This is a genomic window from Vibrio sp. YT-16 (assembly GCF_033337405.1).
In the GTDB taxonomy this organism is placed as follows: Bacteria; Pseudomonadota; Gammaproteobacteria; order Enterobacterales; family Vibrionaceae; genus Vibrio; species Vibrio alginolyticus.
This window is the reverse complement of the sequence record NZ_JAWOQQ010000018.1, coordinates 15,872-38,854: the sequence shown is the minus strand read 5'-3', so window position 1 is coordinate 38,854 and position 22,983 is coordinate 15,872. Positions and strand designations below refer to the sequence as shown.

21 protein-coding genes are annotated in these 22,983 nt (G+C 46.7%); 8 read left to right on the top strand and 13 right to left on the bottom strand.

Features of this window, described 5'->3' with window-relative positions:
- Positions 1-10: 10 nt before the first annotated feature.
- From atpD to glmU, 3 genes are all read left to right on the top strand, one after another.
- A complete protein-coding gene (gene atpD, locus R7F07_RS21380) occupies positions 11-1,414 on the top strand; it encodes a F0F1 ATP synthase subunit beta (RefSeq protein WP_005383849.1) in 1,404 nt (467 codons plus the stop codon).
- Positions 1,415-1,432: 18 nt separating this feature from the next.
- Positions 1,433-1,855: a F0F1 ATP synthase subunit epsilon gene (locus R7F07_RS21375; protein ID WP_005378937.1), complete on the top strand. Its 423-nt coding sequence runs from the start codon at positions 1,433-1,435 to the stop codon at positions 1,853-1,855.
- Positions 1,856-2,004: 149 nt separating this feature from the next.
- Complete coding sequence (gene glmU, locus R7F07_RS21370; protein ID WP_017635597.1) at positions 2,005-3,366, top strand: bifunctional UDP-N-acetylglucosamine diphosphorylase/glucosamine-1-phosphate N-acetyltransferase GlmU; 1,362 nt, start codon at positions 2,005-2,007, stop codon at positions 3,364-3,366.
- A gap of 80 nt (positions 3,367-3,446) precedes the next feature.
- Here glmU and R7F07_RS21365 read toward each other — a convergent pair whose 3' ends face one another.
- The gene (locus tag R7F07_RS21365; protein ID WP_318110558.1) at positions 3,447-4,187 is read right to left on the bottom strand and encodes an amino acid ABC transporter permease; all 741 of its coding nucleotides are present in this window, start codon (positions 4,185-4,187) and stop codon (positions 3,447-3,449) included.
- 115 nt (positions 4,188-4,302) lie between these two features.
- On the opposite strand from R7F07_RS21365, the gene R7F07_RS21360 reads away from it, so the two are divergent.
- Positions 4,303-5,079, top strand: coding sequence for a transporter substrate-binding domain-containing protein (locus R7F07_RS21360; protein ID WP_005378944.1), 777 nt, complete (start codon positions 4,303-4,305; stop codon positions 5,077-5,079).
- 44 nt (positions 5,080-5,123) lie between these two features.
- Here R7F07_RS21360 and punC read toward each other — a convergent pair whose 3' ends face one another.
- Positions 5,124-6,329 carry a purine nucleoside transporter PunC gene (gene punC / locus R7F07_RS21355; protein ID WP_005378946.1) on the bottom strand — a complete coding sequence of 402 codons (1,206 nt, stop codon included), beginning with the start codon at positions 6,327-6,329 and terminating at the stop codon, positions 5,124-5,126.
- A gap of 152 nt (positions 6,330-6,481) precedes the next feature.
- Here punC and punR point away from each other — a divergent pair, with 152 nt between their 5' ends.
- Positions 6,482-7,384, top strand: coding sequence for a DNA-binding transcriptional activator PunR (gene punR / locus R7F07_RS21350; RefSeq protein WP_064368871.1), 903 nt, complete (start codon positions 6,482-6,484; stop codon positions 7,382-7,384).
- Between the two features lie 59 nt (positions 7,385-7,443).
- Here the strand turns inward: punR and ilvA are convergent, their stop codons facing one another.
- From ilvA to ilvG, 5 genes are read right to left on the bottom strand one after another with little or no spacing between them, the layout of a single operon-like run.
- Positions 7,444-8,991, bottom strand: a complete 1,548-nt coding sequence (gene ilvA, locus R7F07_RS21345; protein WP_042523890.1) for a threonine ammonia-lyase, biosynthetic — start codon at positions 8,989-8,991, stop codon at positions 7,444-7,446.
- A 2-nt stretch (positions 8,992-8,993) separates the two neighbouring features.
- A complete protein-coding gene (gene ilvD / locus R7F07_RS21340) occupies positions 8,994-10,835 on the bottom strand; it encodes a dihydroxy-acid dehydratase (RefSeq protein ID WP_005383859.1) in 1,842 nt (613 codons plus the stop codon).
- Positions 10,836-10,848: 13 nt separating this feature from the next.
- Positions 10,849-11,787, bottom strand: a complete 939-nt coding sequence (ilvE, locus tag R7F07_RS21335) for a branched-chain-amino-acid transaminase (RefSeq protein ID WP_025768922.1) — start codon at positions 11,785-11,787, stop codon at positions 10,849-10,851.
- A gap of 12 nt (positions 11,788-11,799) precedes the next feature.
- Positions 11,800-12,084, bottom strand: a complete 285-nt coding sequence (gene ilvM / locus R7F07_RS21330) for an acetolactate synthase 2 small subunit (protein WP_005378958.1) — start codon at positions 12,082-12,084, stop codon at positions 11,800-11,802.
- Positions 12,085-12,095: 11 nt separating this feature from the next.
- Positions 12,096-13,742 (bottom strand): acetolactate synthase 2 catalytic subunit, encoded by a 1,647-nt coding sequence (gene ilvG / locus R7F07_RS21325; protein WP_005378960.1) that lies wholly within the window; start codon positions 13,740-13,742, stop codon positions 12,096-12,098.
- Between the two features lie 465 nt (positions 13,743-14,207).
- Here ilvG and R7F07_RS21320 point away from each other — a divergent pair, with 465 nt between their 5' ends.
- Positions 14,208-15,731 carry a YifB family Mg chelatase-like AAA ATPase gene (locus tag R7F07_RS21320; protein ID WP_005383862.1) on the top strand — a complete coding sequence of 508 codons (1,524 nt, stop codon included), beginning with the start codon at positions 14,208-14,210 and terminating at the stop codon, positions 15,729-15,731.
- 55 nt (positions 15,732-15,786) lie between these two features.
- On the opposite strand, the gene R7F07_RS21315 is transcribed toward R7F07_RS21320, so the two are convergent.
- Positions 15,787-16,743 carry a DUF2860 domain-containing protein gene (locus tag R7F07_RS21315; protein WP_005379034.1) on the bottom strand — a complete coding sequence of 319 codons (957 nt, stop codon included), beginning with the start codon at positions 16,741-16,743 and terminating at the stop codon, positions 15,787-15,789.
- Positions 16,744-16,892: 149 nt separating this feature from the next.
- Between R7F07_RS21315 and R7F07_RS21310 the strand changes: the two genes are divergently transcribed.
- The gene (locus R7F07_RS21310; protein WP_086047109.1) at positions 16,893-17,771 is read left to right on the top strand and encodes an acyltransferase; all 879 of its coding nucleotides are present in this window, start codon (positions 16,893-16,895) and stop codon (positions 17,769-17,771) included.
- A gap of 46 nt (positions 17,772-17,817) precedes the next feature.
- On the opposite strand, the gene R7F07_RS21305 is transcribed toward R7F07_RS21310, so the two are convergent.
- The 5 genes from R7F07_RS21305 to R7F07_RS21285 all read right to left on the bottom strand — a co-directional run bounded on the left by R7F07_RS21305 (position 17,818) and on the right by R7F07_RS21285 (position 21,825).
- The gene (locus R7F07_RS21305; RefSeq protein ID WP_005379036.1) at positions 17,818-18,420 is read right to left on the bottom strand and encodes a thiol:disulfide interchange protein DsbA/DsbL; all 603 of its coding nucleotides are present in this window, start codon (positions 18,418-18,420) and stop codon (positions 17,818-17,820) included.
- 34 nt (positions 18,421-18,454) lie between these two features.
- Entirely contained in the window at positions 18,455-19,441 is a 987-nt protein-coding gene (locus R7F07_RS21300) for a serine/threonine protein kinase (RefSeq protein WP_031777274.1), read from the bottom strand.
- Positions 19,442-19,494: 53 nt separating this feature from the next.
- On the bottom strand, positions 19,495-20,916 hold the full coding sequence (gene ccoG, locus R7F07_RS21295; RefSeq protein ID WP_033906581.1) for a cytochrome c oxidase accessory protein CcoG: 1,422 nt from the start codon (positions 20,914-20,916) through the stop codon (positions 19,495-19,497).
- Positions 20,917-21,224: 308 nt separating this feature from the next.
- Positions 21,225-21,491: a YihD family protein gene (locus tag R7F07_RS21290; RefSeq protein ID WP_033906580.1), complete on the bottom strand. Its 267-nt coding sequence runs from the start codon at positions 21,489-21,491 to the stop codon at positions 21,225-21,227.
- A 166-nt stretch (positions 21,492-21,657) separates the two neighbouring features.
- A complete protein-coding gene (locus R7F07_RS21285; protein ID WP_005379043.1) occupies positions 21,658-21,825 on the bottom strand; it encodes a hypothetical protein in 168 nt (55 codons plus the stop codon).
- A 296-nt stretch (positions 21,826-22,121) separates the two neighbouring features.
- Here R7F07_RS21285 and R7F07_RS21280 point away from each other — a divergent pair, with 296 nt between their 5' ends.
- A complete protein-coding gene (locus R7F07_RS21280) occupies positions 22,122-22,928 on the top strand; it encodes a sporulation protein (protein ID WP_017821573.1) in 807 nt (268 codons plus the stop codon).
- The last annotated feature ends 55 nt before the right edge of the window (positions 22,929-22,983 follow it).

Genomic DNA, 22,983 nt, shown 5'->3' with positions numbered 1-22,983 from the left:
AGGATTAACGATGGCTACAGGTAAGATCGTACAGATCATCGGTGCGGTAGTCGACGTAGAGTTCCCACAGAGCAATGTACCTAGTGTATATGACGCTCTAAACGTAACGGACTCAAAAGAGCGTCTAGTTCTTGAAGTTCAACAACAGCTAGGCGGTGGCGTAGTTCGTTGTATCGTAATGGGTAGCTCTGATGGTTTACGTCGTGGAGTTGAAGTGGTTAACACTGGCGCTCCAATTTCAGTACCAGTAGGTACTAAAACTCTAGGTCGTATCATGAACGTCCTAGGTGACGCGATTGACGAGCGTGGTGAAGTGGGTGCGGAAGAGGTTTACTCTATCCACCGTAGTGCACCAAGCTACGAAGAGCAATCAAACGAAATTGCACTTCTAGAAACGGGCGTTAAAGTAATCGACCTAATTTGTCCATTCGCTAAGGGTGGTAAAATCGGTCTATTCGGTGGTGCAGGTGTAGGTAAGACCGTTAACATGATGGAACTTATCAACAACATCGCACTACAGCACTCAGGTCTATCAGTATTCGCTGGTGTTGGTGAGCGTACTCGTGAAGGTAACGATTTCTACTACGAGATGCAGGAAGCGGGCGTTGTAAACGTTGAGAAGCCTGAAGAATCAAAAGTAGCGATGGTTTACGGTCAGATGAACGAGCCACCAGGTAACCGTCTACGTGTTGCACTGACTGGTCTAACAATGGCAGAGCGTTTCCGTGACGAAGGTCGTGACGTACTACTGTTCATTGATAACATCTACCGTTACACACTTGCAGGTACAGAGGTATCAGCACTACTAGGTCGTATGCCTTCTGCGGTAGGTTACCAGCCAACTCTTGCAGAAGAGATGGGTGTACTTCAGGAGCGTATCACGTCAACGAAATCAGGTTCTATCACGTCTGTACAGGCGGTATACGTACCAGCGGATGACTTGACTGACCCGTCTCCAGCAACAACGTTCGCGCACTTGGATGCAACGGTTGTACTTAACCGTAACATCGCTGCAATGGGTCTATACCCTGCGATCGACCCGCTAGATTCAACATCTCGTATGCTTGATCCACTAGTCGTTGGTCAAGATCACTACGAAGTTGCTCGTGGTGTTCAGCAGACTCTTCAGCGCTACAAAGAGCTGAAAGATATCATTGCTATCCTAGGTATGGACGAGCTATCTGAAGAAGATAAGCAAGTTGTATCTCGTGCACGTAAGATTGAGCGTTTCCTAACTCAGCCTTACCACGTAGCAGAAGTATTTACAGGTGACCCTGGTATTTACGTACCTCTAAAAGAGACTCTACGTGGCTTTAAAGGCCTACTAGCTGGTGAATACGACGACATTCCTGAGCAGGCATTTATGTACTGCGGTAGCATCGACGATGCTATTGAGAATGCGAAGAAGCTATAAGGCTAACTAGGAGGCGATATGGCAGCAATAACCTTTCACCTAGACGTAGTAAGCGCTGAGAAGAAAATCTTCTCTGGTCGTGTTGAAACGTTTCAGGTGACCGGTAGCGAAGGTGAACTTGGTATTTTCCATGGTCACACACCGCTGCTGACCGCTATCAAGCCTGGTATGGTGCGTATTGTGAAACAGCACGGCCACGAAGAAATTATTTATGTTTCTGGTGGTATGGTAGAGATTCAGCCTGGTACAGCGACTGTACTAGCTGATACAGCTATCCGTGGTGAAGAGCTAGACGCAGCGAAGGCAGAAGAAGCCAAACGCCGCGCTGAGGAGCAAATCCAGAATCAGCATGGTGACATGGACTTCGCACAAGCGGCCAGTGAACTGGCTAAAGCCATTGCTCAGCTACGAGTTATCGAGCTGACAAAAAAGCGTCGCTAAGCTCAATTAGCAACGTTGCATGAAAAAAGGCGGCCAATTGGTCGCCTTTTTGATTAATTTTAGTTGGAAATTTACATCCCACCATTAACTAATCCTTCCAAGGTGTTTAAAATAACGCCCAATTAAAATAGAACGTCAATAGGTTATTAATGAAATTCAGTGCTGTGATCCTTGCTGCGGGTAAAGGTACCCGTATGTATTCAAACATGCCTAAAGTGCTACACACTTTGGCAGGGAAGCCAATGGCAAAACATGTGATTGATACATGTACAGGTCTTGGCGCACAAAACATCCACTTAGTATATGGTCACGGTGGTGATCAAATGCAGCAAACGCTAGCAGAAGAGCCTGTAAACTGGGTACTGCAAGCGGAGCAACTAGGTACAGGTCATGCGGTTGATCAAGCGTCTCCGAAGTTTGAAGACGATGAAAAAGTACTGGTGCTTTACGGTGATGTTCCACTGATTTCAGCTGAAACGATTGAAAACCTATTAGATGCACAGCCAACAGGCGGTATTGCACTACTAACAGTGATTCTAGATAACCCGACAGGCTATGGTCGTATTATCCGTAAGAATGGTCCTGTTGTGGCGATCGTTGAGCAAAAAGATGCAACAGAAGAACAAAAACAAATTAAAGAGATCAATACTGGCGTGATGGTTGCGACTGGTGGGGATCTTAAGCGTTGGTTGTCTGGCTTAAACAACAACAACGCACAAGGCGAATACTACCTAACTGACGTTATTGCAGCTGCACACGATGAAGGTCGTGCCGTTGAGGCAGTACACCCAGTCAATGCCATTGAGGTGGAAGGGGTCAATGACCGCGCACAGCTTGCTCGTCTAGAGCGTGCTTTCCAGTCAATGCAAGCTCAGAAGCTGCTAGAGCAAGGTGTCATGCTACGCGATCCAGCACGCTTTGATTTGCGTGGTGAGTTACAGTGCGGTATGGACTGTGAAATCGACGTGAATGTTATCATCGAAGGTAAAGTTTCACTGGGTGATAACGTGGTTATCGGTGCGGGTTGTGTACTGAAAGATTGTGAAATCGACGACAACACCATCGTTCGCCCTTACAGTGTGATTGAAGGTGCAACGGTTGGTGAAGAATGTACGGTTGGTCCATTTACTCGCCTTCGTCCTGGTGCTGAAATGCGTAACGATTCCCATGTGGGTAACTTCGTTGAAGTGAAAAATGCGCGCATCGGAGAAGGTTCAAAAGCGAACCACCTAACTTACTTAGGTGATGCAGAGATCGGTCAACGTACTAACATCGGTGCAGGTACTATCACTTGTAACTACGATGGTGCGAACAAGTTTAAAACCATCATCGGTAATGATGTTTTTGTTGGTTCTGATAGCCAACTGGTGGCGCCTGTCACTATCGCTGATGGCGCAACCATCGGTGCTGGCACGACACTAACAAAAGATGTTGAAGAAGGTGAGTTAGTAATTACTCGCGTCAAAGAGCGCAAAATTACTGGCTGGCAGCGTCCTGTAAAACAGAAATAAGCATTACCTACACTCTGTCTCTATATTGTCAAAGCCGCTCAACAAGAGCGGCTTTGTTGTTTCTAGCTAAGGCTTCATCGCTAGTAGCTAGGAATGGCAATACGTTTTTCGAGCCAACGAACGGCTTGAGATACAAATAGGATGAGCAACAAGTACTCCAAAACGAGGAAGGTATAAATTTCTAGGGGTAAGTACTCATTCACCACCAGCTCATTAGTACGGCGAGTGAGATCGCTTAAACCAATCACGCTGACTAAAGAACTCATCTTGAGAATGTAGACAAATTGATTGCCCAGTGGAGGGAGGATTTGTCGAAATGCTTGGGGAAGAATTACCAGGCGCATCTTTTGCCAATAGCTTAAGCCCAAAGATTCAGCCGCTTCATGTTGGCCACGGCTGATAGCTTGTATCCCACCGCGAAACACTTCCGCCATAAACGCACTCTCAGCGATAGTCAGTGCAATAACACCCGCCCAAAAGTGATTGAGTGAGACATCCAATAGTGTAGGCATGCCGTAATACACCCAAAGTAGTAAGACTAAAACTGGCACTGAACGGATCACCTCGACATAAATACGGTTTATCCACTTCAGAGAGGCAGAGTCCGACAGAGCGGGTAACGCAACGATCAGGCCCAAGCTCATCGCAAATAACATACTGAGGAGTGATACCTGAATGGTGTCATTAAACCCAGCGATTAAAAACTTTAGATTGGTGAGCCCTTGATCCGTCGAAGGGTCAAGTACATACCAGCCCCATTGATAATCTGAACAACCAGTGAGTAATAGCAGTGAAAACAGCCATAGAGTTCGAAACGTCACATTTACTCCCTGAATTAACTAAAAAACTTCCTTTGTTACTGCTATGTTATCAGTAGAGCTCTAATAAAGGTTAATTATTAAACCGTATAAGGTCATTATTTTTAAGGGAATAAAAATGAGAAAGATTTTACTAGTGCTAGGAATGTGTTTGCTTGCTGCGACTCAAGTCGCTCACGCTGAAAGCCGTCTTCAATCTATTTTAGACAATGGCGTACTCCGAGTTGGAACGACGGGAGATTGGAATCCGATGACGATGAAAGACCCCGCGACAAACAGTTATCGTGGCTTCGATATCGATGTAACAACAGAACTTGCTAAAGATCTCGGTGTAAAAGTGGAGTATGTTCCCACGGATTGGAAGACGCTAGTTAATGGCATTACCGCCAACAAATACGATATTACTGGCAGCGCATCTCTGAACATGTCGCGCGCGAAAGTAGCTGGATACAGCCAGCCATATTTCTACCTTGCCTTTGTACCTGTGGTGCAAAAGAAAGATCTCGCCAAATTCTCTGATTGGGCGGATTTTAATAAACCAGAAGTAAAAGTCGCGGCGACGTTAGGTACGGTACAAGAAAAAATGGTGAAAGAGTTCTTCCCGTCTGCTCAGCATATTGTTATTGAAGCGCCAGCGCGCGACTTCCAAGAACTACTAGCTCGCAGGGCCGATGTATCGGTGACGTCCAATGTGGAAGCTGCGACGTTGGTGGACAAGTTTAAACAGTTGGCGATAGTGCCAGTGACCGCACCGCGTAAACCAACCCCAATTGCTATGTTGTTGCCGCAAGACGATCAAGTATGGATTAATTACATCAATCACTGGGTTGAGTTGAAAAAGACTCAAGGCTTTTTTAAGCAGACTGCCAAGAAGTGGGGGTTGAAAAGCTTATAAACAGAAAGAGCCGCATTGCGCGGCTCTTTTTATTATCTGAACAATTAAAGTTCGTCTTCACTCACGACTCGGGCGTTGTCAGGAGTCGTAAAGTGCTTGGATAATTCGCGATTCGACAGAATGTATCCCATCCACAGCCCACCCATACAGATGATGATTGCGATGCCAGTAACCATCTGAGCTTGGCTTGCCATTGCGGCTACCAATGCACTTGAGAAGCTACTTACACAGATTTGCAGGCTGTTTTGCAGACCTGCTGCTGTTGCAGGGCTCTGTTGTGCGCTGGCCAGTGCACGGTTTACCACGATTGGGTACAGCGCGCCGTTAGCAACGGCAATCAAACAGAATGGCGCAAGAATAGGCCAAATCGATGACAGCTCCCACTGTGAAGCAATGAAAATCATTAATGCCGCGACACTAAATAGGCCAATCAGTTGGCGCAGAACCTTTTCATCACCAAATTTTCGAACGCCTACTTTACCTAAGTAGCCACCAGCCATAAACGCGATAGTTTGTGGGATAAAGCTCAAACCAATATCTTTTGCTTCGTAGCCCAGTTGCGCCATGATTTCTGGCATCCCAGTTAGGTAAGCAAAGAATGCAGCCGAAGCCGTCGCAAACATAAACACGTTGCCAAGGTACTTTTTAGAACTCAGCAGCGCTTTGATGTCGGCAGACATACTGGTTTGTTTGATTTCTGCTTTCTCGTCTTTTTGGGCCATGGTCGCAAAGACCAAGAAGACACCAACTAGTGTTAGCGTAATAAAGATACTGTGCCAGCCGAAGTTATCTGCCAACACAACCCCTAATTGAGGTGCTAGTGCTGGTGATAGCGCGACGAGTGGCATGATTGTCGCAAAAATTTGTTGGCTACTGCTTGAGTAGCGCTTAATGACCATAGCCTGCCAGATCACGGCTGGTGCACACACACCGATAGCTTGGATAAAGCGCAGTGTGAGTAGTTGCCATACTTGATCACAGAAAGCCAAACCGAATGACGCGATAGTAAATAGCACCAACCCGGCTGCGAGTGTATTACGATGGCCAAATTTATCGGATGCCAATCCCCACATTAGTTGACCAATCGCCATACCAACGAGGAATACCGTTAAAGAGAGCGCAATTTGCTCAGGGCCTGTTGCAAAGTCGATTTCCATCGCTTTGAATGCTGGCAGATACATATCGGTAGCAACGAAGCCAAGCATCGATAATGCTGCCAGATAAATGAGCTGTAGTTTTGAGATTTTCATGATTCAACCAGTCAAATTATTTAATCATTTTTTAATCAACATCAGTTGGCGCCAACCCTGATTTATTTACCTTATTATTCTATTTTTCGATTTTGAGAAAATAAAACGCTAAAATTGTTGGTTATCAATCAAATTTTTTGAAAGGTTAAATCATGTTCTCTAAAGCGTCTTTGGAAATGCTGGATACGGTTGCCCGTTTAGGCAGTTTCACCGCTGCGGCTGAGGTATTGCATAAAGTCCCCTCAGCCATCAGCTATGGAGTAAGGCAGGTCGAGCAAGATTTAGATGTGGTGCTGTTTCGACGTTTACCAAGGAAAGTCGAGCTAACTCCAGCGGGTGAACTTTTTATGGCCGAGGCGCGCTCTTTGCTGCGTCAAATGGAAGAGGTGAAAGCACAAACGCGGCGAGCGGCTCAAGGATGGAAAAGCACGTTAAAGCTGACCTTAGATAACGTGGTGAAGTTAGAAAAACTCAAACCTTTGGTGGAAGATTTCTATCGCGAGTTTGAATTTGCTGAATTGCAGATCAATATGGAGGTCTTCAATGGTTCTTGGGAAGCCATAGCACAAGGTCGAGCCGACATTGTCGTTGGCGCGACATCTGCGGTTCCCGTTGGGGGAGATTTTGAAGTCAAAGATATGGGCGTATTAGATTGGGCATTTGTAATGTCACCCGCTCATCCTTGCGTTCGACAACAAGTGCTTACTGAAGCGTTTGTGAGTCAATTTCCGGCGATCTGTCTTGATGATACTTCGAACGTGCTGCCAAAACGCCATACTGGCCATTATCCGCAACAGCGCCGATTATTATTGCCCAATTGGTATAGTGCGATTGAATGTTTAAAAAATGGGGTGGGCGTGGGTTACATGCCACGTCATATTGCAACACCCTTAATCAATGATGGTGCACTGGTGGAGAAGGTCATGCCGGATGATAAACCGCTCAGTCACTGCTGCTTAGTATGGCGCAAAGATGATAATCATAAATTGATCCAGTGGATGGTGGACTATCTTGGGTCGCCTAATCAGCTACATAAAGATTGGTTACAGTCATAAAAAACACCTCGCTAATGCGAGGTGTTGTGTTGTCTTTGATATATTTGAAATGTGGCGTTTTATGACAAGAAAAACTTATACGATGGGTTGTCTGTCTCGTCTTTGCATTGATAGCCAAGTTCACGTAAATGTGCAGAAAACTGAGCTAAATCGCTTTCATCTAACTCGAAACCACATAAAACACGTCCGTAGTCAGCGCCGTGGTTACGGTAGTTGAACAAGCTGATATTCCAATGAGTACCGAGTGTGCTTAAGAACTTGAGTAGCGCTCCCGGATATTCTGGGAATTCAAAGCTGTAGAGGCGCTCTTTAAGCGGCTTAGACGGCTTACCACCAACCATGTAGCGCACGTGCAGCTTCGCCATTTCATCATCAGACAAATCAACCACTGGGTAGCCACCATCACGTAAGTCGTGAATGATATGTTCTAGCTCTTCCTGACCGCCTTGCAAACGCACACCGACAAAGATATTTGCCAATGCGTCATCGTTGTAGCGGTAGTTAAACTCCGTTACGGCGCGGCCGCCAATGAGGTTACAGAACTCAAAGAAGGCACCTTGACGCTCAGGAATGGTGACGGCAAGCAAACCTTCACGTTTCTCACCAAGCTCGCAACGCTCAGAAACATAACGTAAGCCATGGAAGTTAGTGTTGGCACCAGACAGCACAGTACCTAAATTCTTACCTTGCAGTTTGTTTTGCTCAGCAAACTTCTTCAAACCCGCCAGAGCAAGCGCGCCAGAAGGCTCTGCAATCGCACGGGTGTCTTCAAAGATGTCTTTTACTGCTGCGCAGATTTCATCGCTAGAGACTGCAATATGGCCATCAATGTACTTTTGGCATAGACGAAACGTCTCTTCACCAATGCGTTTTACTGCAACGCCATCGGCAAACATGCTGACCTGGTCTAATACTACTGGTTCACCTGCATCCAATGCCGCTTTGAGGCATGAAGAATCTTCTGGCTCGACCGCAATCACTTTGATTTCTGGCATTAGCTGCTTCACGAGTACCGCAACACCGGCAGCCAAACCGCCACCACCGACAGGGACGAAGATGTAATCAAGGTGACCATTTTGCTGCAGCATTTCCATGCCTATGGTGCCTTGACCTGCAATCACCAGTGGGTGATCGAAAGGAGGGACAAATGTGTACCCATGCAGATCAGAAAGGCGTTCCGCTTCCGCTTTTGCCTCATCAAAGTTGCTGCCGTGCAGCACTACATTGCCACCGAAGCCACGTACCGCATCGACTTTGATGTCTGGTGTGGTTTTGGGCATCACGATGGTGGTCTTGATGCCTAGCTTAGTACCAGAGAGCGCCATGCCTTGAGCGTGGTTACCTGCCGATGCTGCAATGACACCAGCGGCTTTTTGTGCTTCAGATAAACTCGCCACCATGTTGTATGCACCGCGCAATTTGAACGAGTGTACGGGTTGGCGATCTTCACGCTTGATCTGCACGTTATTCCCGATACGTGCAGATAAACGAGGCATTTCTTGCAGTGGCGTCACTGTTGCTACTTCATAAACAGGTGCGCGAAGGATTTGGCGCAGATAATCTGCACCAGTTTGGTTCACTTGTTTTTCGGGTTGAGCTTCCATCATTGCTAGCCCTCTAGCTTCGACTTGTCTCGTACTGCACCCTTGTCAGCACTGGTTGCCATACTCGCGTACGCTTTGAGTGCAAAGGAAACTTCACGTTGGCGGTCAACTGGTTTCCAGCCTAGTTCGTCTTGTTTTGCACGGCGCTCAGCAAGTTCTTGTTCAGACACTTGGAGTGAAATTGAACGGTTTGGAATATCAATTGCGATCATATCGCCTTCTTTTACCAGGCCAATTGCACCGCCGTTTGCTGCTTCAGGAGAGGCGTGACCGATAGAAAGACCTGATGTGCCGCCAGAGAAACGGCCGTCAGTCAGAAGTGCACACTCTTTGCCAAGGCCCATCGATTTTAGATAAGTGGTTGGGTAAAGCATTTCTTGCATGCCCGGACCACCTTTAGGGCCTTCGTAACGGATAACAACCACGTCGCCTGCTTTTACTTTGCCACCCAAGATGCCTTCTACGGCGTCTTCTTGGCTTTCGAAAACTACGGCTGGGCCAGTGAATTTATGAATGCTCTCATCCACACCAGCAGTCTTAACGATACAACCATCTAATGCGATGTTGCCTGATAGAACGGCTAGGCCACCTTCTTGGCTAAAGGCATGATCGATAGTACGAATACAACCTTCCGCACGGTCGTCATCAAGGCGATCCCAGCGACAATCTTGTGAGAATGCTTGTGTAGTACGAATACCTGCAGGACCTGCGCGGTAGAACTTAAGTACTTCTTCGTCTTCAGTTTGGATGATGTCGTATTTTGCGAGCTGCTCTTTCATGGAAAGACCAAGTACGGTGCGCGCATCATTGTGTAGAAGACCTGCACGATCTAACTCACCAAGAATTGCCATGACGCCACCTGCGCGGTGTACGTCTTCCATGTGATATTTCTGGGTAGATGGTGCCACTTTACACAGGTGCGGTACTTGGCGAGACAGGCGATCGATATCTTCCATATCAAAATCAACTTCGCCTTCTTGCGCTGCTGCCAATAAGTGCAAAATCGTATTGGTTGAGCCACCCATTGCGATGTCCAGTGCCATCGCATTTTCAAAGGCATCAAAGGTTGCGATGTTGCGTGGCAATGCGGATTCGTCATCTTGCTCGTAGTAACGACGAGTCAGTTCAACAATGCGTCGACCCGCGTTAAGGAATAGCTGTTCACGGTCTGCGTGAGTCGCCAACATAGAACCGTTGCCCGGCTGAGAAAGACCGAGTGCTTCAGTTAAACAGTTCATCGAGTTTGCGGTAAACATGCCTGAACACGATCCACACGTTGGACATGCGCTGCGTTCGATCTGCTCGCTTTGCTCATCAGACACTTTTGGATCCGCGCCTTGGATCATCGCATCTACAAGGTCTAGTTTGATGATCTGATCAGAAAGCTTGGTTTTACCCGCTTCCATTGGACCACCAGAAACAAAGATAACCGGGATGTTGAGACGCATAGATGCCATCAACATTCCCGGAGTGATTTTGTCGCAGTTAGAGATACATACCATGGCATCGGCACAGTGCGCGTTGACCATGTACTCCACAGAGTCTGCGATCAGTTCGCGTGAAGGCAGTGAGTACAGCATGCCGCCGTGACCCATTGCGATACCATCATCAACCGCGATGGTGTTGAATTCTTTTGCGATGCCGCCGGCTTTTTCGATTTCACGCGCTACAAGCTGGCCCATGTCTTTCAGGTGTACGTGACCCGGAACAAATTGAGTAAACGAGTTTACAACGGCGATGATTGGTTTACCGAAGTCTTCTTCTTTCACACCCGTTGCACGCCACAGTGCTCGTGCACCCGCCATGTTACGACCATGTGTGGTGGTAGCTGATCTATATTTTGGCATTTCCTAATCCTTCTTACTTCTGTTCTGGGTACACATAGTCTAACCAGCCCCACTTATCTTCCGTGGTGCCGTCAAATAGGCCAAAGTAGGCTGCTTGTAGTTCTTTAGTGATTGGGCCGCGTTTACCTGTACCTACTTCAATTTTGTCGATGGTTGCCACTGGTACAATCTCAGCCGCAGTACCTGTCATGAAGACTTCATCGGCAAGGTAAAGGGCTTCACGAGCAATGTTCGCCTCACGTACTTTGTAGCCTTTATCGCGTGCAATTGTCATGATCGAGTCACGAGTGATGCCCGGTAGAATCGCGCTAGTTGCTGGTGGTGTAGTGATTACGCCATCTTTGATAACGAAGATGTTTTCACCAGCCCCTTCCGATAGGTAACCATCTACGCTTAGCGCAATACCTTCGTCGTAACCGTGACGACGCGCTTCACCACCAACCAGTAGTGAAGATAGGTAGTTACCGCCTGCTTTAGCCGCAGTTGGGATGGTGTTTGGCGCAGCGCGATTCCAGCTTGAAATCATCGCATCGACACCTTTTTCTAGCGCTTCTTCGCCTAAGTAAGAGCCCCAAGGAAATGCTGCAATGATTAGATCCATCTCAGTGCCAACTGGTGGACATACGCCTAAGCCAACATTCCCGACAAAACCCAATGGACGAATGTAAGCGCTGTCGAGTTTGTTTTGGCGCAGTGTTTCGCGGGTCGCTTCCATGATTTCTTCTACAGAGAAAGGGATCGGAAAGCGGTAAATCTTGGCAGAATCTTTTAGACGTTGTGCATGCTCACGGTGACGGAAGACAATTGGGCCTTTTGGTGTGTTGTAACAGCGCACGCCTTCAAACACGGATGTACCATAGTGCATTGCGTGAGTCAGAACGTGAACGTTCGCCTCTGCCCATGGAACCATCTCACCATTAAACCAAATGAAATCTGCAGTTTTCGTTGCCATTTGTTGCCTTCCTTATGCACTTACGTGTTGTTGTAAGTTGTGATTTGGCAGTTCATCGTTGCGGATTTTTAGCACCTCAACCTTACGAACGTCCCACAACTTCTCTATTTGATTGATCAAAAACGAGATTGGTCGATCGCTGTCGACGATGATCTCGACGCTGGCTACTTTGCTTTCGTGGTTTTGCGTAGCAGCGACTTGTTTGATCACGAAACCTCGGTGACGAATCACACGTAGAACGCGCTCCAACAGTACCGGTTTGTCATCGGCTTTGATGTCGAGTAAATATCTGTCCATGCGATTGTCTCCTATGTATTTTCCAACATATCACTGTTTGATGCGCCAGGTGGCACCAATGGCCACACGTTTTCTTCTTCATCAATCAAAACGTGAAGCATGTAAGAAGTTTCACTCGCTAGCATCTCTTTGAGAGCAGGTTCGACTTCTTCTTTCTTGGTGATGGTTTTGCCCGGGATATCGAATGCTTTTGCTAACATCACGAAATCTGGGTTGTCATCAAGAATGGTTTCACTGTGGCGACCGTCAAAGAACAATGACTGCCATTGGCGAACCATGCCAAGACGTTGGTTATTAAGAAGGACAATCTTCACTGGAATCTGCCGACGCTTCAGCGTGCCCAATTCCTGAACGTTCATCATAAATGAACCGTCACCTGTAATAAGGATAGACTGATCATCAGGACGTGCGACTGCAGCGCCCATCGCTGCTGGCAAGCCAAAGCCCATGGTGCCAAGGCCAGCAGAAGTGATAAAATTTTGTGGTTCGCGTGGCTGGATATGTTGCGCTGCCCACATCTGATGCTGACCGACGTCGGTCGAGACGATTGAGCTATCTGGCATCATGTCAGACAGTTGTTTAAGCAATAGCGGTGCGTAGATTAACTCGCCTGGGTGGTCGTAACGCCACTTAAAGCCGCTGCGCAGACTTTCACTGTGATGAACCCACGGTGAGATATCTTGAGTCAGCTCTAGCTGAGGAAGAATGGTGTTGATGTCGCCACGTAATGGTGCGTTGGCGTGGCGCAGTTTATGAATCTCCGCAGCATCAATGTCGATGTGAATCACTTTCGCATTTGGTGCAAACGTATCGAGCTTACCCGTCACACGGTCATCAAAACGCGCGCCAACCACGATCAATAGATCGGCTTCTTGAACCACTAGGTTGGCGGCTTTGGTGCCATGCATACCCAACATACCAAGATAGTGGGGATCATGGCGTTCAATGGTACCGAGGCCTTTTAATGTGCTAACTGCAGGCATTGGGTTTAAGCGAAGAAATTCGCGTACTGCATCGGTTGCTTTCGCAAGTTGCACGCCACCACCAACATACAACACTGGGCGAGTAGATGCTGCCAGCACATCTTGCGCACGTTTGATATCTTCAGCGCTGACATCTTCGATTGCTGGTGCTATGTATGGAGGAAGAAGGTCTGTAGGTGCTTGAGCGAGTTGAACGTCTTTGGCGATATCGACAATGACAGGACCCGGACGACCGGTTTTTGCGACCTCAAAGGCTTCGGCAAGTGTCGGAGCTAGATCTTCAATTTCGGTCACGAGATAGCTGTGCTTAGTACAGGCTAGGGACATTCCGATCACATCCATTTCTTGGAATGCATCGGTACCGATATGAGAGCTAGCAACCTGGCCTGTGATGGCAACTAGAGGTACGGAGTCAAGGAAAGCGTCGGCAAGGCCGGTAACAAGGTTAGTGGCTCCTGGGCCAGAAGTTGCCATGCACACAGCAACGTCTTGAGTGGAACGAGCCATCCCGATAGCTGCCATAGCGGCCCCTTGCTCGTGACGGCATAGGATGTGTTCCACCCCACCGTCATACAAAGCATCATAGATTGGCATGATGGCCCCGCCGGGGTAGCCAAAAACGGTTTCGATGCCTTGCTGTCTTAAAGCGGCTACGACAAGTTGTGCACCAGTCATCGTAAACCTCCTTTGCTACGTTGTGGCTCGTAGCGATTGCCATATTTATTGCACTTCATGTGCACTCCCATTCTTCCCGTTAAACTGTCCGAGGGTTAGACAGATGACAACTTGTAGTTGTAAAAAAACCCCCGGACTTTTCAGTGCGGGGGTTTTTTGTAATTTGTGGTTACCTTTCGCCCACAATACCCCGCGCGGTGCCAATAATGACCACGATAATCAGGGCTAGCAGTGCGTTGATATGAGCGAAAAGGTTCATCTGTCTGTCGTTCTTTTTTCGTTAAAAAATGTTGTGTAATGTTCTACGAAATTGTTTGCGTCATTAGTGGTATCACACAATTCCGCTGCATGACAAGCAAAAAGTCATTCTTTTTTCACATTAACTCTCAATTGGGACGCGGTATATAACATAACCAACTAGATAAAACATTTGTTTACAGAGTGTTCAAAAAAATTGAGGAACGTATGGGGCTGGCAATCATTCATAGTCGAGCAAGCGTCGGGGTGCAAGCGCCATCGGTTAGTGTAGAAGTTCATATCAGCAACGGCATGCCAGGGTTTACCTTAGTAGGCTTGCCAGAGACAACTGTAAAAGAGTCCAAAGATCGCGTACGCAGTGCGATCATTAATTCTAACTTTCAATTTCCTGCTAAGCGGATCACCGTGAACTTGGCTCCGGCAGATCTACCCAAGGAGGGAGGACGTTTTGATCTTCCTATTGCATTGGGAATTTTGGCCGCTTCGGAGCAAATCGCGACAGATAAGCTCAAAAACTACGAATTTGTTGGTGAGTTAGCGCTATCTGGTGGTCTAAGACCTGTAAAAGGTGTGCTGCCTGCTGCGCTGGAAGCCAGTAAGATTCAACGTCATTTGGTCGTCCCACATGTGAATGGCGATCAGGCGGCGCTGGTGGGGAAGGAACAACATAAATCGGCCCAATCATTACTGGAAGTATGTGCCGAGCTTTGTGGTCAACATCGACTGAATCTTTTTCAAACGCCTAAGCGAAAAACGATCGAAAAACATGGTCGAGACTTACAAGATATTATTGGCCAACAACAAGGTAAGCGAGCACTGGAGATTGCTGCCGCTGGAAACCACAACTTACTTTTCCTTGGCCCGCCAGGTACTGGAAAAACGATGTTGGCTTCGCGTTTGTGTGACTTATTACCGGAAATGAGTGACGAAGAAGCAATGGAAACCGCTTCGGTGGCATCGTTGACTCAGAGTGAAATTAATGAGCATAACTGGAAGTCGCGTCCGTTTCGTTCTCCGCATCATTCAAGTTCAATGGCGGCATTAGTCGGCGGTGGCTCGGTACCCAGACCAGGGGAGATCTCTTTAGCCCACAACGGGTTATTGTTTCTCGATGAAATGCCCGAATTTGATCGTAAAGTTCTGGACTCGTTACGCGAACCGCTCGAATCTGGCGAGATCATTATCTCTCGAGCGCAAGGTAAAACACGCTTTCCGGCTCGCTTCCAATTAGTTGGAGCCTTGAACCCAAGCCCGACAGGATATTACGAAGGCAATCAAGCGCGCACCAATCCACAAGCTATTTTGCGCTACCTTGGTCGATTATCTGGACCACTGTTAGATCGCTTTGATATGTCTTTAGAAATCCCAGCTTTGCCCAAAGGGACATTAGCAGAAGGTGGTGATCGCGGTGAGCCGACTGCTATCGTAAAAGCGCGTGTGAGCCATGCGCGTAACAATATGCTAAACCGCAGTGGTAAGGTCAATGCACTGCTAGGTAGTCGAGAAATTGAGGCGTTTTGTCCCTTGCATAAGAGTGATGCTGAGTTTCTTGAAACCGCTTTGCATCGTTTAGGGCTCTCGATTCGTGCGTATCATCGTATTATCAAAGTGGCGCGAACAATCGCCGATCTGGATGGGGCGGAGCAAATTGAACGAACGCACTTGGCTGAGGCACTTGGGTATCGAGCGATGGACCGTTTACTGAAACAGCTTACGGCGCAAGCGGTATAGACAGCAAAGTGTCATCGCAACAAGTGTTGTAAGCACCTTGTTGCGATGAAGGACGTTAGAAGGTGTAGTTGAGACCAAGCGACAATAGGTACTCTTTCTCCTCATAAAACGTGATATTCGAGTCAGTTTGGCTATAGCCGGCTAAAGAAATGAACGACCAGTCTTGCCAGTCAAATACGTTTTGATATTCGTAGGCCGCAAATAGGCTGATGGTGTCGTCATTTCGTGTTTTAGCAAAAGTTTGGCTAGCTGCTTGATAGTCTTTCCATGCATAACCCGCGGTGAGGGCCAATCGATGGCGGTTGATAAATTTAAACCAGCTGATGTCAAACCCGTACGAATCAAATGATTCCGCCTTACCGTCGGCATCTTGATTGATGTAGGTGAAAGCGGGTTGCAACATAGACGTTTGGTTGAGTGGAATGCGATAGTCGCCTTTGACATAGTAAAGGTTAGCATCGCGAGCAAGTGAGCGGTCTGTCACTTCCTCCTGCTCGATGTCTTTATCAGCATAAGCAAGATCAAGGTTGAAGTTCTTATCAATTAACCCTTTGATCTGAAAGCGATACGCATTGCCGTCAACATCCGTCTCTTTACGTGCGGTTCCTACTTGATAAGGGTTGCGCCAAGTTTCGCCTTTGAGTACCGTCGGCAGATAGGAAACATCGAGCACGGTGCCAGATTGTAGCTCGTGTTGATAGCCCAACTGAAAAGCGAGTGTACCTACCGCGACATCTGAGCGTGTGGTACCGGCGTAAACTTGGTGGTTGAGTCGGCTACCAAAGGTGTATGTCACACTCCCTAGCGGTGCAGCGATAACGGAACTGTCACTATCGGCACGCTTATCGAGAGAATCGATGGTGTTACTATTTTCTGTATTGAAATTGGATTCTGATGATATGAATCCGGCATTCAGCGAAATTTCACCGCCAAAACCTGCGGTTTCAGCGAGTTGAGCCTGAGCAGAACTGACGACAAAGGCCAAAGGCAAGAGAAGTAGCCTTGGTTTCATTCGTTATCTCCTTGTTGTCGAATGAGTGGTGCACATATTGGTTGCGGTAACAAATCTGACCATTTCCACGCATGTTCCAATGTGGCAAAGGCGCAGTATAATTACACGCTGTTTTATTCTTCACACATTATCACTGTTGTTTGACTATCATGTTGGCATATTTGTTATTTTTTTTTAACGCTTCTTTTGTGATTCTCAATTCTGCGGTTTGTTCACTCGCAATTTGTGTTATCGCTGTATTTAAAATATTGCTTCCTGGCGTAAAGCTAAAAGCGCTAGCGACCGTTTGTGCCAATAAGGTGATGTGGTTATGGGCTACCGTTAATGCGTGCATTCTGGCGGTATCTAACCGTGTTGAGTGGGATGTTCAGGGCGGTGAAGCGCTTAAAAAAGACGGGTGGTATCTGCTGATCAGTAATCATCTCAGTTGGACAGATATTGTTGTGCTTTGCTGCGTGTTTAAAGACCGTATTCCCATGCCGAAGTTTTTCCTCAAGCAACAACTGCTGTATGTGCCTTTCATCGGGATGGCGTGTTGGGCGCTCGATATGCCATTTATGCGTCGCTATTCGCGAGAGTATCTGATCCGCAATCCTCATAAGCGAGGTCAAGATTTAGAGACGACACGTCGCTCGTGCGCTAAATTCAAACACACTCCAACCACAGTGGTTAACTATGTCGAAGGAACCCGATTTACCGAAGAAAAGCAGCGTAAGAGTAAAGCAAACTATCAATATTTGCTGCAACCAAAATCGGGCGGGATTGCGTACACGTTAGCGGCGATGGGGGAACAGTTCGAGAGCATTATCGACGTTACGTTGGCGTACCCAGAAAATACGCATAAACCGTTCAAGGATTTATTGATGGGCCGCATGAGCAAGGTGGTTGTGCGTGTAAATGTGTTACCCGTTGATGAACGAGTGCTCGGTGATTACTTCAACGATAAGCCCTATAAGCGGCAATTTCAGCAATGGCTGAGTGATGTGTGGCAAGAAAAAGATCGGTTACTACAAGAGATTTACAAGTAAACAAAAGGGGAGCGACGTGCTCCCCTTTTGATTGATATCGATGTGCTTATTTTAGTGTCAGCAAGTAGTTCACCAGAGAGAAGTACTCATCCATCGTTTTGATGCTTTGTGCTTGAACTAGGTATTTGTTGTTAACGATAACCGCAGGAACGCCGGTTAGACCGCTGTTTTCAAATTGCTTGTCCATACGGCGAACCATTGAATCAACCGCGAAGCCTTTGAATGCAGAATCGAATTTTTTCGCATCTACACCTTCATCAAGGAAGATTTGACGAAGTTCTTCATCATTACGTGGTGCTTTCTTTAGATTGTGGATGCGGTTAAACATCACTGGCACCATTTTGTCTTCCACTTTTAGTGCAACCATCGTTGCGTAGGCTTTGCTCATTGATGGGCCCATGTTGCCACCCATGAAAGAAACGTGGTTTTTTAATAGCTTAGTACCTTCTGGCAACTGCTTTTTCAGTTGCTGGATAACCGGTTCAAAGCTATTACAGTGCGGGCAGTAGAAAGAGAAAAACTCCGTCACAAGAGGTTTTTTTGATGCCTCAAGATCCAATACTTTGTAATGTTCACCTTCTTTGAATTGCGCTGCATGTGCCGACAGGCTTAACATCAGCATAGAAAACAGTGCGAACAGTTTTTTCATCGAAATATCTCCATTTTTGAATTTTTGGCCTGACTTACCATTGAGGCATTAAAGACAGCGGTGCTTCTTCTAAAGCGGCGATCTGCTCTTTAAATGCAAGGACCTGACCTTCCCAGTATTTTGGCTCATTAAACCATGGAAAAGCGAGAGGAAATGCAGGGTCATGCCAACGTTTTGCTAGCCATGCCATATAGTGCACCATTCGTAGACCGCGAAGTGGCTCGATTAGTTTCAATTCTGCAGGATTAAAGTCGCAAAACTCTTGGTAAGCCTCTAAAACAATATCCAACTGCATCAGTTTGTCTTGGCGTTCACCGTTCAATAGCATCCATAAGTCTTGTACTGCAGGGCCGTTACGAGCGTCATCCAAATCAACAAACATAGGGCCATCTCGCCACAAAATATTGCCTGGGTGGCAATCGCCATGCAAACGAATTATATTGAAGCCTTCTTGCCAGTGGCTTTCAATTGATTTGATCAGCATATCCAAGTCATTGAAGAAGCTGTTCTCCAAGTGCATTGGAATCATATTGGCGTTTTGCAGAATCTCTCTTGGTTGATACAGGTATTCTTGTAAGCCAATAGTAGGACGATGTTGGAAGGCTTGGCGGCTGCCGACTTTATGGATTCGGCCAAGGAAACGCCCTACACCTTCGAGCTGATCTAAATTGTCAACCTCGTATTGGCGACCACCCACGCTATCAAACAGCGCAAAAGCATAGCCTTGATAGTGATGCAGGGTTTCACCGTTGATGCGCACAGGTGGTGCGACGGGGATCTCATTGCCAATCAGCTCTAAAGTAAAGTCGTGTTCCTCTTGGATCTGTTCATTGCTCCAACGTTCAGGACGGTAAAACTTGACGACATAACGACGACGCTCTTCGTCAGTGAATTGATAAACACGGTTTTCGTAGCTATTGAGGGGAAGAAAGCCTGATTCTGCGCGAACGCCGATGCTTTCTAACGCGTACCACATAAAGTCTGGGGTAAGGGCGTCAAAGTTAAACATACTTTGGGACATATAAACAAAAAGGCTCATTACTGAGCCTTTTTCCGTTAGTCACTGAAGTAGCGCTATAGTTTTTTAATAAAACGGCTTTCTACTTCAATAGTGAATTCGTTGCTCTTATCGGTGAGTATAAACTGAATTGTCGTAATCGCAGAGTTTAGCTTGTCAGGATCGGCACCAAGACTCATTGGCAGGTTTAATACCTCACCTGGCTGGACCTGAATTGTCTGCTTACCATACCAGCTTACATCGGATAGCCCTTCAACATCCAACGAGTACTCTTGCACTTGCTGAGTTTTGTTGATCACTTTGAGGGTGTAGGTGTTTTCTACTTCTCCCGAGCTATTAACGCGGAACAGTTGGTTACGGTCGCGAATAACACTCATGCCGGCTGGGTCTACCGCTGCAATTTGGGCAAAGAAAAGACCGACCATGACGAGTAGTACGGCACCATAGCCTAGCAGCTTCGGACGCATGACTTTGGTACTCTTACCCGATAAGCGATGCTCGGTGGTGTAACTAATTAGGCCTTTCTCGTAGCCCATGCGATCCATGGTGTTGTCACACGCATCAATACAGGCGCCACAGTTGATACATTCATACTGCAAGCCGTCACGAATATCGATACCTGTTGGGCACACCTGCACACACAAATCACAATCAATACAATCACCCAAACCAAGTTGCTTTGGATCGGCTTTACGCGGACGTGGGCCACGTTTTTCCCCACGTTTTGCATCGTAGCCAACGATGAATGTGTCTTTATCAAACATGGCAGACTGGAAGCGCGCGTAAGGACACATGTGAATACACATGATGGAACGCATCCAACCAGCATTACCATAAGTACAAATGGCAAAGAACATTACCCAAAAGACGGGCCAGAAGTTGGCGTTAAAGGTGAAAAAGTCGATAACCAATTGCTTCATTGGCACGAAGTAGCCAACAAAAGTAAAACCAGTGGCGAGTGCAATGGCAAACCAAGCTATATGTTTGACGGTTTTACGCATCGCTAAATTCGCTGTCAGCTTATTGGAGTCTTGTTTACGGCGTTTATTGGCACTACCTTCGAGCTTCTCTTCAAACCAGATATACATGAAGGTCCAGACGGTTTGTGGGCAGAGATAGCCACACCAAACCCGACCTAAGAAGGTGGTAATAAAGAACAACCCAAACGCCGCGATCACAAACAGCAAGGCGAGTAGGGTAAGATCTTGTGGGTACAGTGTGGTACCGAAAAAGTTGAACTGCTGGTTGCCAATATCAAGCAAGATCGCTTGACGTTCACCGTAAGGAATCCACGGTATCAAAGCGAAGAGAAGTAGTAAGAACCAACCACCGTAACGACGTAGTTTCTGGTAAGTTCCTTTACTTTCGCGTACATAGATGCGATTACTTGGGTTAAACCGATCCCCATTTCCTTTGTGGGTTTTGGGATTATAGGTTTTAGGAGTCACATCTTTGATATCGATCTTGTCCTGACTCATGCACTCATCCTTCTTAGGCTTTTATAATGTACGGCGTCATTTCTATTGATGTCGCTCGATGACATTGCTGCTCGTTCTGTCATAAAGATGACCGAACATAATTATTTTAGTAAATACTGATGAACGGCGATTATACAATCAATAACAATTCCGTTTCTTTAACGCAGTCAATGTTTAACAACAAAAATCAGTACAGTTAACCTGATAATTGGCTGAACAGTTATAACCAATTGTGGGACTAAAAACTTTGGTTATAAAAAAGCGACTCACAGAGAGAGTCGCTTAAAGAATACTGGCTGTTGAGCTGGTTATTTGATGATGCCACGAGCGCGTAGGATCGCCGTTTTAAAATCGTCCTCTTGGTCTTTTTTGAGTCCAGGGATCATTTCATCTTTGCTGCTATTACGCATTTTAAGGTGGTAGATCAGTACATCGTCGGTCAGATCTTCTAGCTTTCCTTCATAGCCTGCTTCTTTTGCCAGCTTAACGATGAACTGCAATAGGTTCAGCTCTTGCTCTTTATGCCATTCAGGCTCTAGTAGCTCAAGCAGCTCTTCAATGCGATGACACTTCATTTCTTTCTCCACAGAATTTATAGGTGTAATTAGCAGTAAAGGTACCAAATTGCTTTGCGAAGACCAAATAGGAAAAACGATCTCTTTCACTGTAGTTTGTTCTAAGTCTTTGAAGCTTTATGAGTCGCGTGCAAAGAAAAAAGCGCAGCTGGCGCCGCGCTTTTGATTAAGCTGCTTTGATAACTTTGGCCGGAACACTCGACATCATTGCTGTCTTCTCAACCAATGTCATTGCTGGCGCAACTTGCTTTGCCTTTGGTGCAGTAGTAAAGCCACTGCGGCGGCGCATTGCACTAGTATTAGTGTGTGCGAACCTGACTGTTGTTGGGCGCATTAATTTACCTAACTGTCAGGCATATCCATTGCCGATGTAATGGCCTGAATCATTATGAGCTAGGCTCCAACAAGATTGAAGAATCACTCTTCTGGCTCTCGCCAATCCAGTTAATGAGTCAGGAATACCGATATGCATGCATATCAAGTGTAAGATTAGCATCCTTGTAATAATTGGTCGATAGTTGAGCAATTGAATTGTTTAGATTTTGTCATTTTGTCGCGATGTTCGAGGCAATTTTTGTTTGATCCCACGATCAGCAGTAGTAGTATGAGATCTCGATGAAGGAGGTGCCTATGTCATTTTTGAAGAAGACACTTGCCAGTTTTGGGATTGGGAGCGCGAAGGTAGACTCAATCTTAAACCAAGACGTGCTATACCCAGGTCAAAGTGTGGATGTGTCGATCCATGTATATGGTGGTGCGACTGAACAAGCGATCGACAACATTGATTTAAAACTCTGTTGCCGCTACATCGCAGAAGCCCCTGATGACCGTGGTGCGCGAGAAGGACACAGCATGCGCCGAGTACCTCAAACTCATGTGCTTGCTAAGTGGAGTCTCCCTTACGCATTTACCATCCATTCCGGCGAAGAGCGTACCTTCGATGTTAAGCTCGATGTGCCTTGGAACACGCCTGTCACCATTGGTGATGCCAAAGTATGGTTAGAAACTGGCTTAGACGTTGCCGCTGCTTTGGATCCGACTGATAAAGACATCCTCACCGTTCGACCTGATCCACTGATGGATGCGGTACTATCTGCATTTGAAGCGCAAGGTTTACGAATTCGCCAGGTGGAATGCGAGGAAGTGAAAGGATTCGATCTACCATTTGTGCAAGAGTTTGAACTGGTGCCAACCGACGGACCTTACCACGGCGTGTGGCGCGAATTAGAATTTGTTGCCCACCGCAGTGAGCAAGAGCTCAAGTTGTGGTTTGAAGTTGACCGCACACGCAAGGGGCAAGGTGGCATGCTCGCGAGCTTACTGAGTAGTGGCAAACTCAAGCGAGAGCTGACCATTCCTGCCACGACTAAGCCAGATCAAGTTGGCGAACTGGTACTCAATTATCTCGATCAAACTACTGCCGTTCATGAGTCTTAATTTAAGCTTACACGTGTAAGCCTAATGTGCCATACTAGAGCAAATTTCAAACTCT

Bases quoted from the DNA above. Each gene is read 5' to 3' on its own strand.
- atpD (WP_005383849.1), top strand. From the start codon at position 11: ATGGCTACAGGTAAGATCGTACAGATCATCGGTGCGGTAGTCGACGTA.
- R7F07_RS21375 (WP_005378937.1), top strand. From the start codon at position 1,433: ATGGCAGCAATAACCTTTCACCTAGACGTAGTAAGCGCTGAGAAGAAA.
- glmU (WP_017635597.1), top strand. From the start codon at position 2,005: ATGAAATTCAGTGCTGTGATCCTTGCTGCGGGTAAAGGTACCCGTATG.
- R7F07_RS21360 (WP_005378944.1), top strand. From the start codon at position 4,303: ATGAGAAAGATTTTACTAGTGCTAGGAATGTGTTTGCTTGCTGCGACT.
- punC (WP_005378946.1), bottom strand. From the start codon at position 6,329: ATGAAAATCTCAAAACTACAGCTCATTTATCTGGCAGCATTATCGATG.
- punR (WP_064368871.1), top strand. From the start codon at position 6,482: ATGTTCTCTAAAGCGTCTTTGGAAATGCTGGATACGGTTGCCCGTTTA.
- ilvA (WP_042523890.1), bottom strand. From the start codon at position 8,991: ATGATGGAAGCTCAACCCGAAAAACAAGTGAACCAAACTGGTGCAGAT.
- ilvD (WP_005383859.1), bottom strand. From the start codon at position 10,835: ATGCCAAAATATAGATCAGCTACCACCACACATGGTCGTAACATGGCG.
- ilvE (WP_025768922.1), bottom strand. From the start codon at position 11,787: ATGGCAACGAAAACTGCAGATTTCATTTGGTTTAATGGTGAGATGGTT.
- ilvM (WP_005378958.1), bottom strand. From the start codon at position 12,084: ATGGACAGATATTTACTCGACATCAAAGCCGATGACAAACCGGTACTG.
- ilvG (WP_005378960.1), bottom strand. From the start codon at position 13,742: ATGACTGGTGCACAACTTGTCGTAGCCGCTTTAAGACAGCAAGGCATC.
- R7F07_RS21320 (WP_005383862.1), top strand. From the start codon at position 14,208: ATGGGGCTGGCAATCATTCATAGTCGAGCAAGCGTCGGGGTGCAAGCG.
- R7F07_RS21315 (WP_005379034.1), bottom strand. From the start codon at position 16,743: ATGAAACCAAGGCTACTTCTCTTGCCTTTGGCCTTTGTCGTCAGTTCT.
- R7F07_RS21310 (WP_086047109.1), top strand. From the start codon at position 16,893: ATGTTGGCATATTTGTTATTTTTTTTTAACGCTTCTTTTGTGATTCTC.
- R7F07_RS21305 (WP_005379036.1), bottom strand. From the start codon at position 18,420: ATGAAAAAACTGTTCGCACTGTTTTCTATGCTGATGTTAAGCCTGTCG.
- R7F07_RS21300 (WP_031777274.1), bottom strand. From the start codon at position 19,441: ATGTCCCAAAGTATGTTTAACTTTGACGCCCTTACCCCAGACTTTATG.
- ccoG (WP_033906581.1), bottom strand. From the start codon at position 20,916: ATGAGTCAGGACAAGATCGATATCAAAGATGTGACTCCTAAAACCTAT.
- R7F07_RS21290 (WP_033906580.1), bottom strand. From the start codon at position 21,491: ATGAAGTGTCATCGCATTGAAGAGCTGCTTGAGCTACTAGAGCCTGAA.
- R7F07_RS21285 (WP_005379043.1), bottom strand. From the start codon at position 21,825: ATGCGCCCAACAACAGTCAGGTTCGCACACACTAATACTAGTGCAATG.
- R7F07_RS21280 (WP_017821573.1), top strand. From the start codon at position 22,122: ATGTCATTTTTGAAGAAGACACTTGCCAGTTTTGGGATTGGGAGCGCG.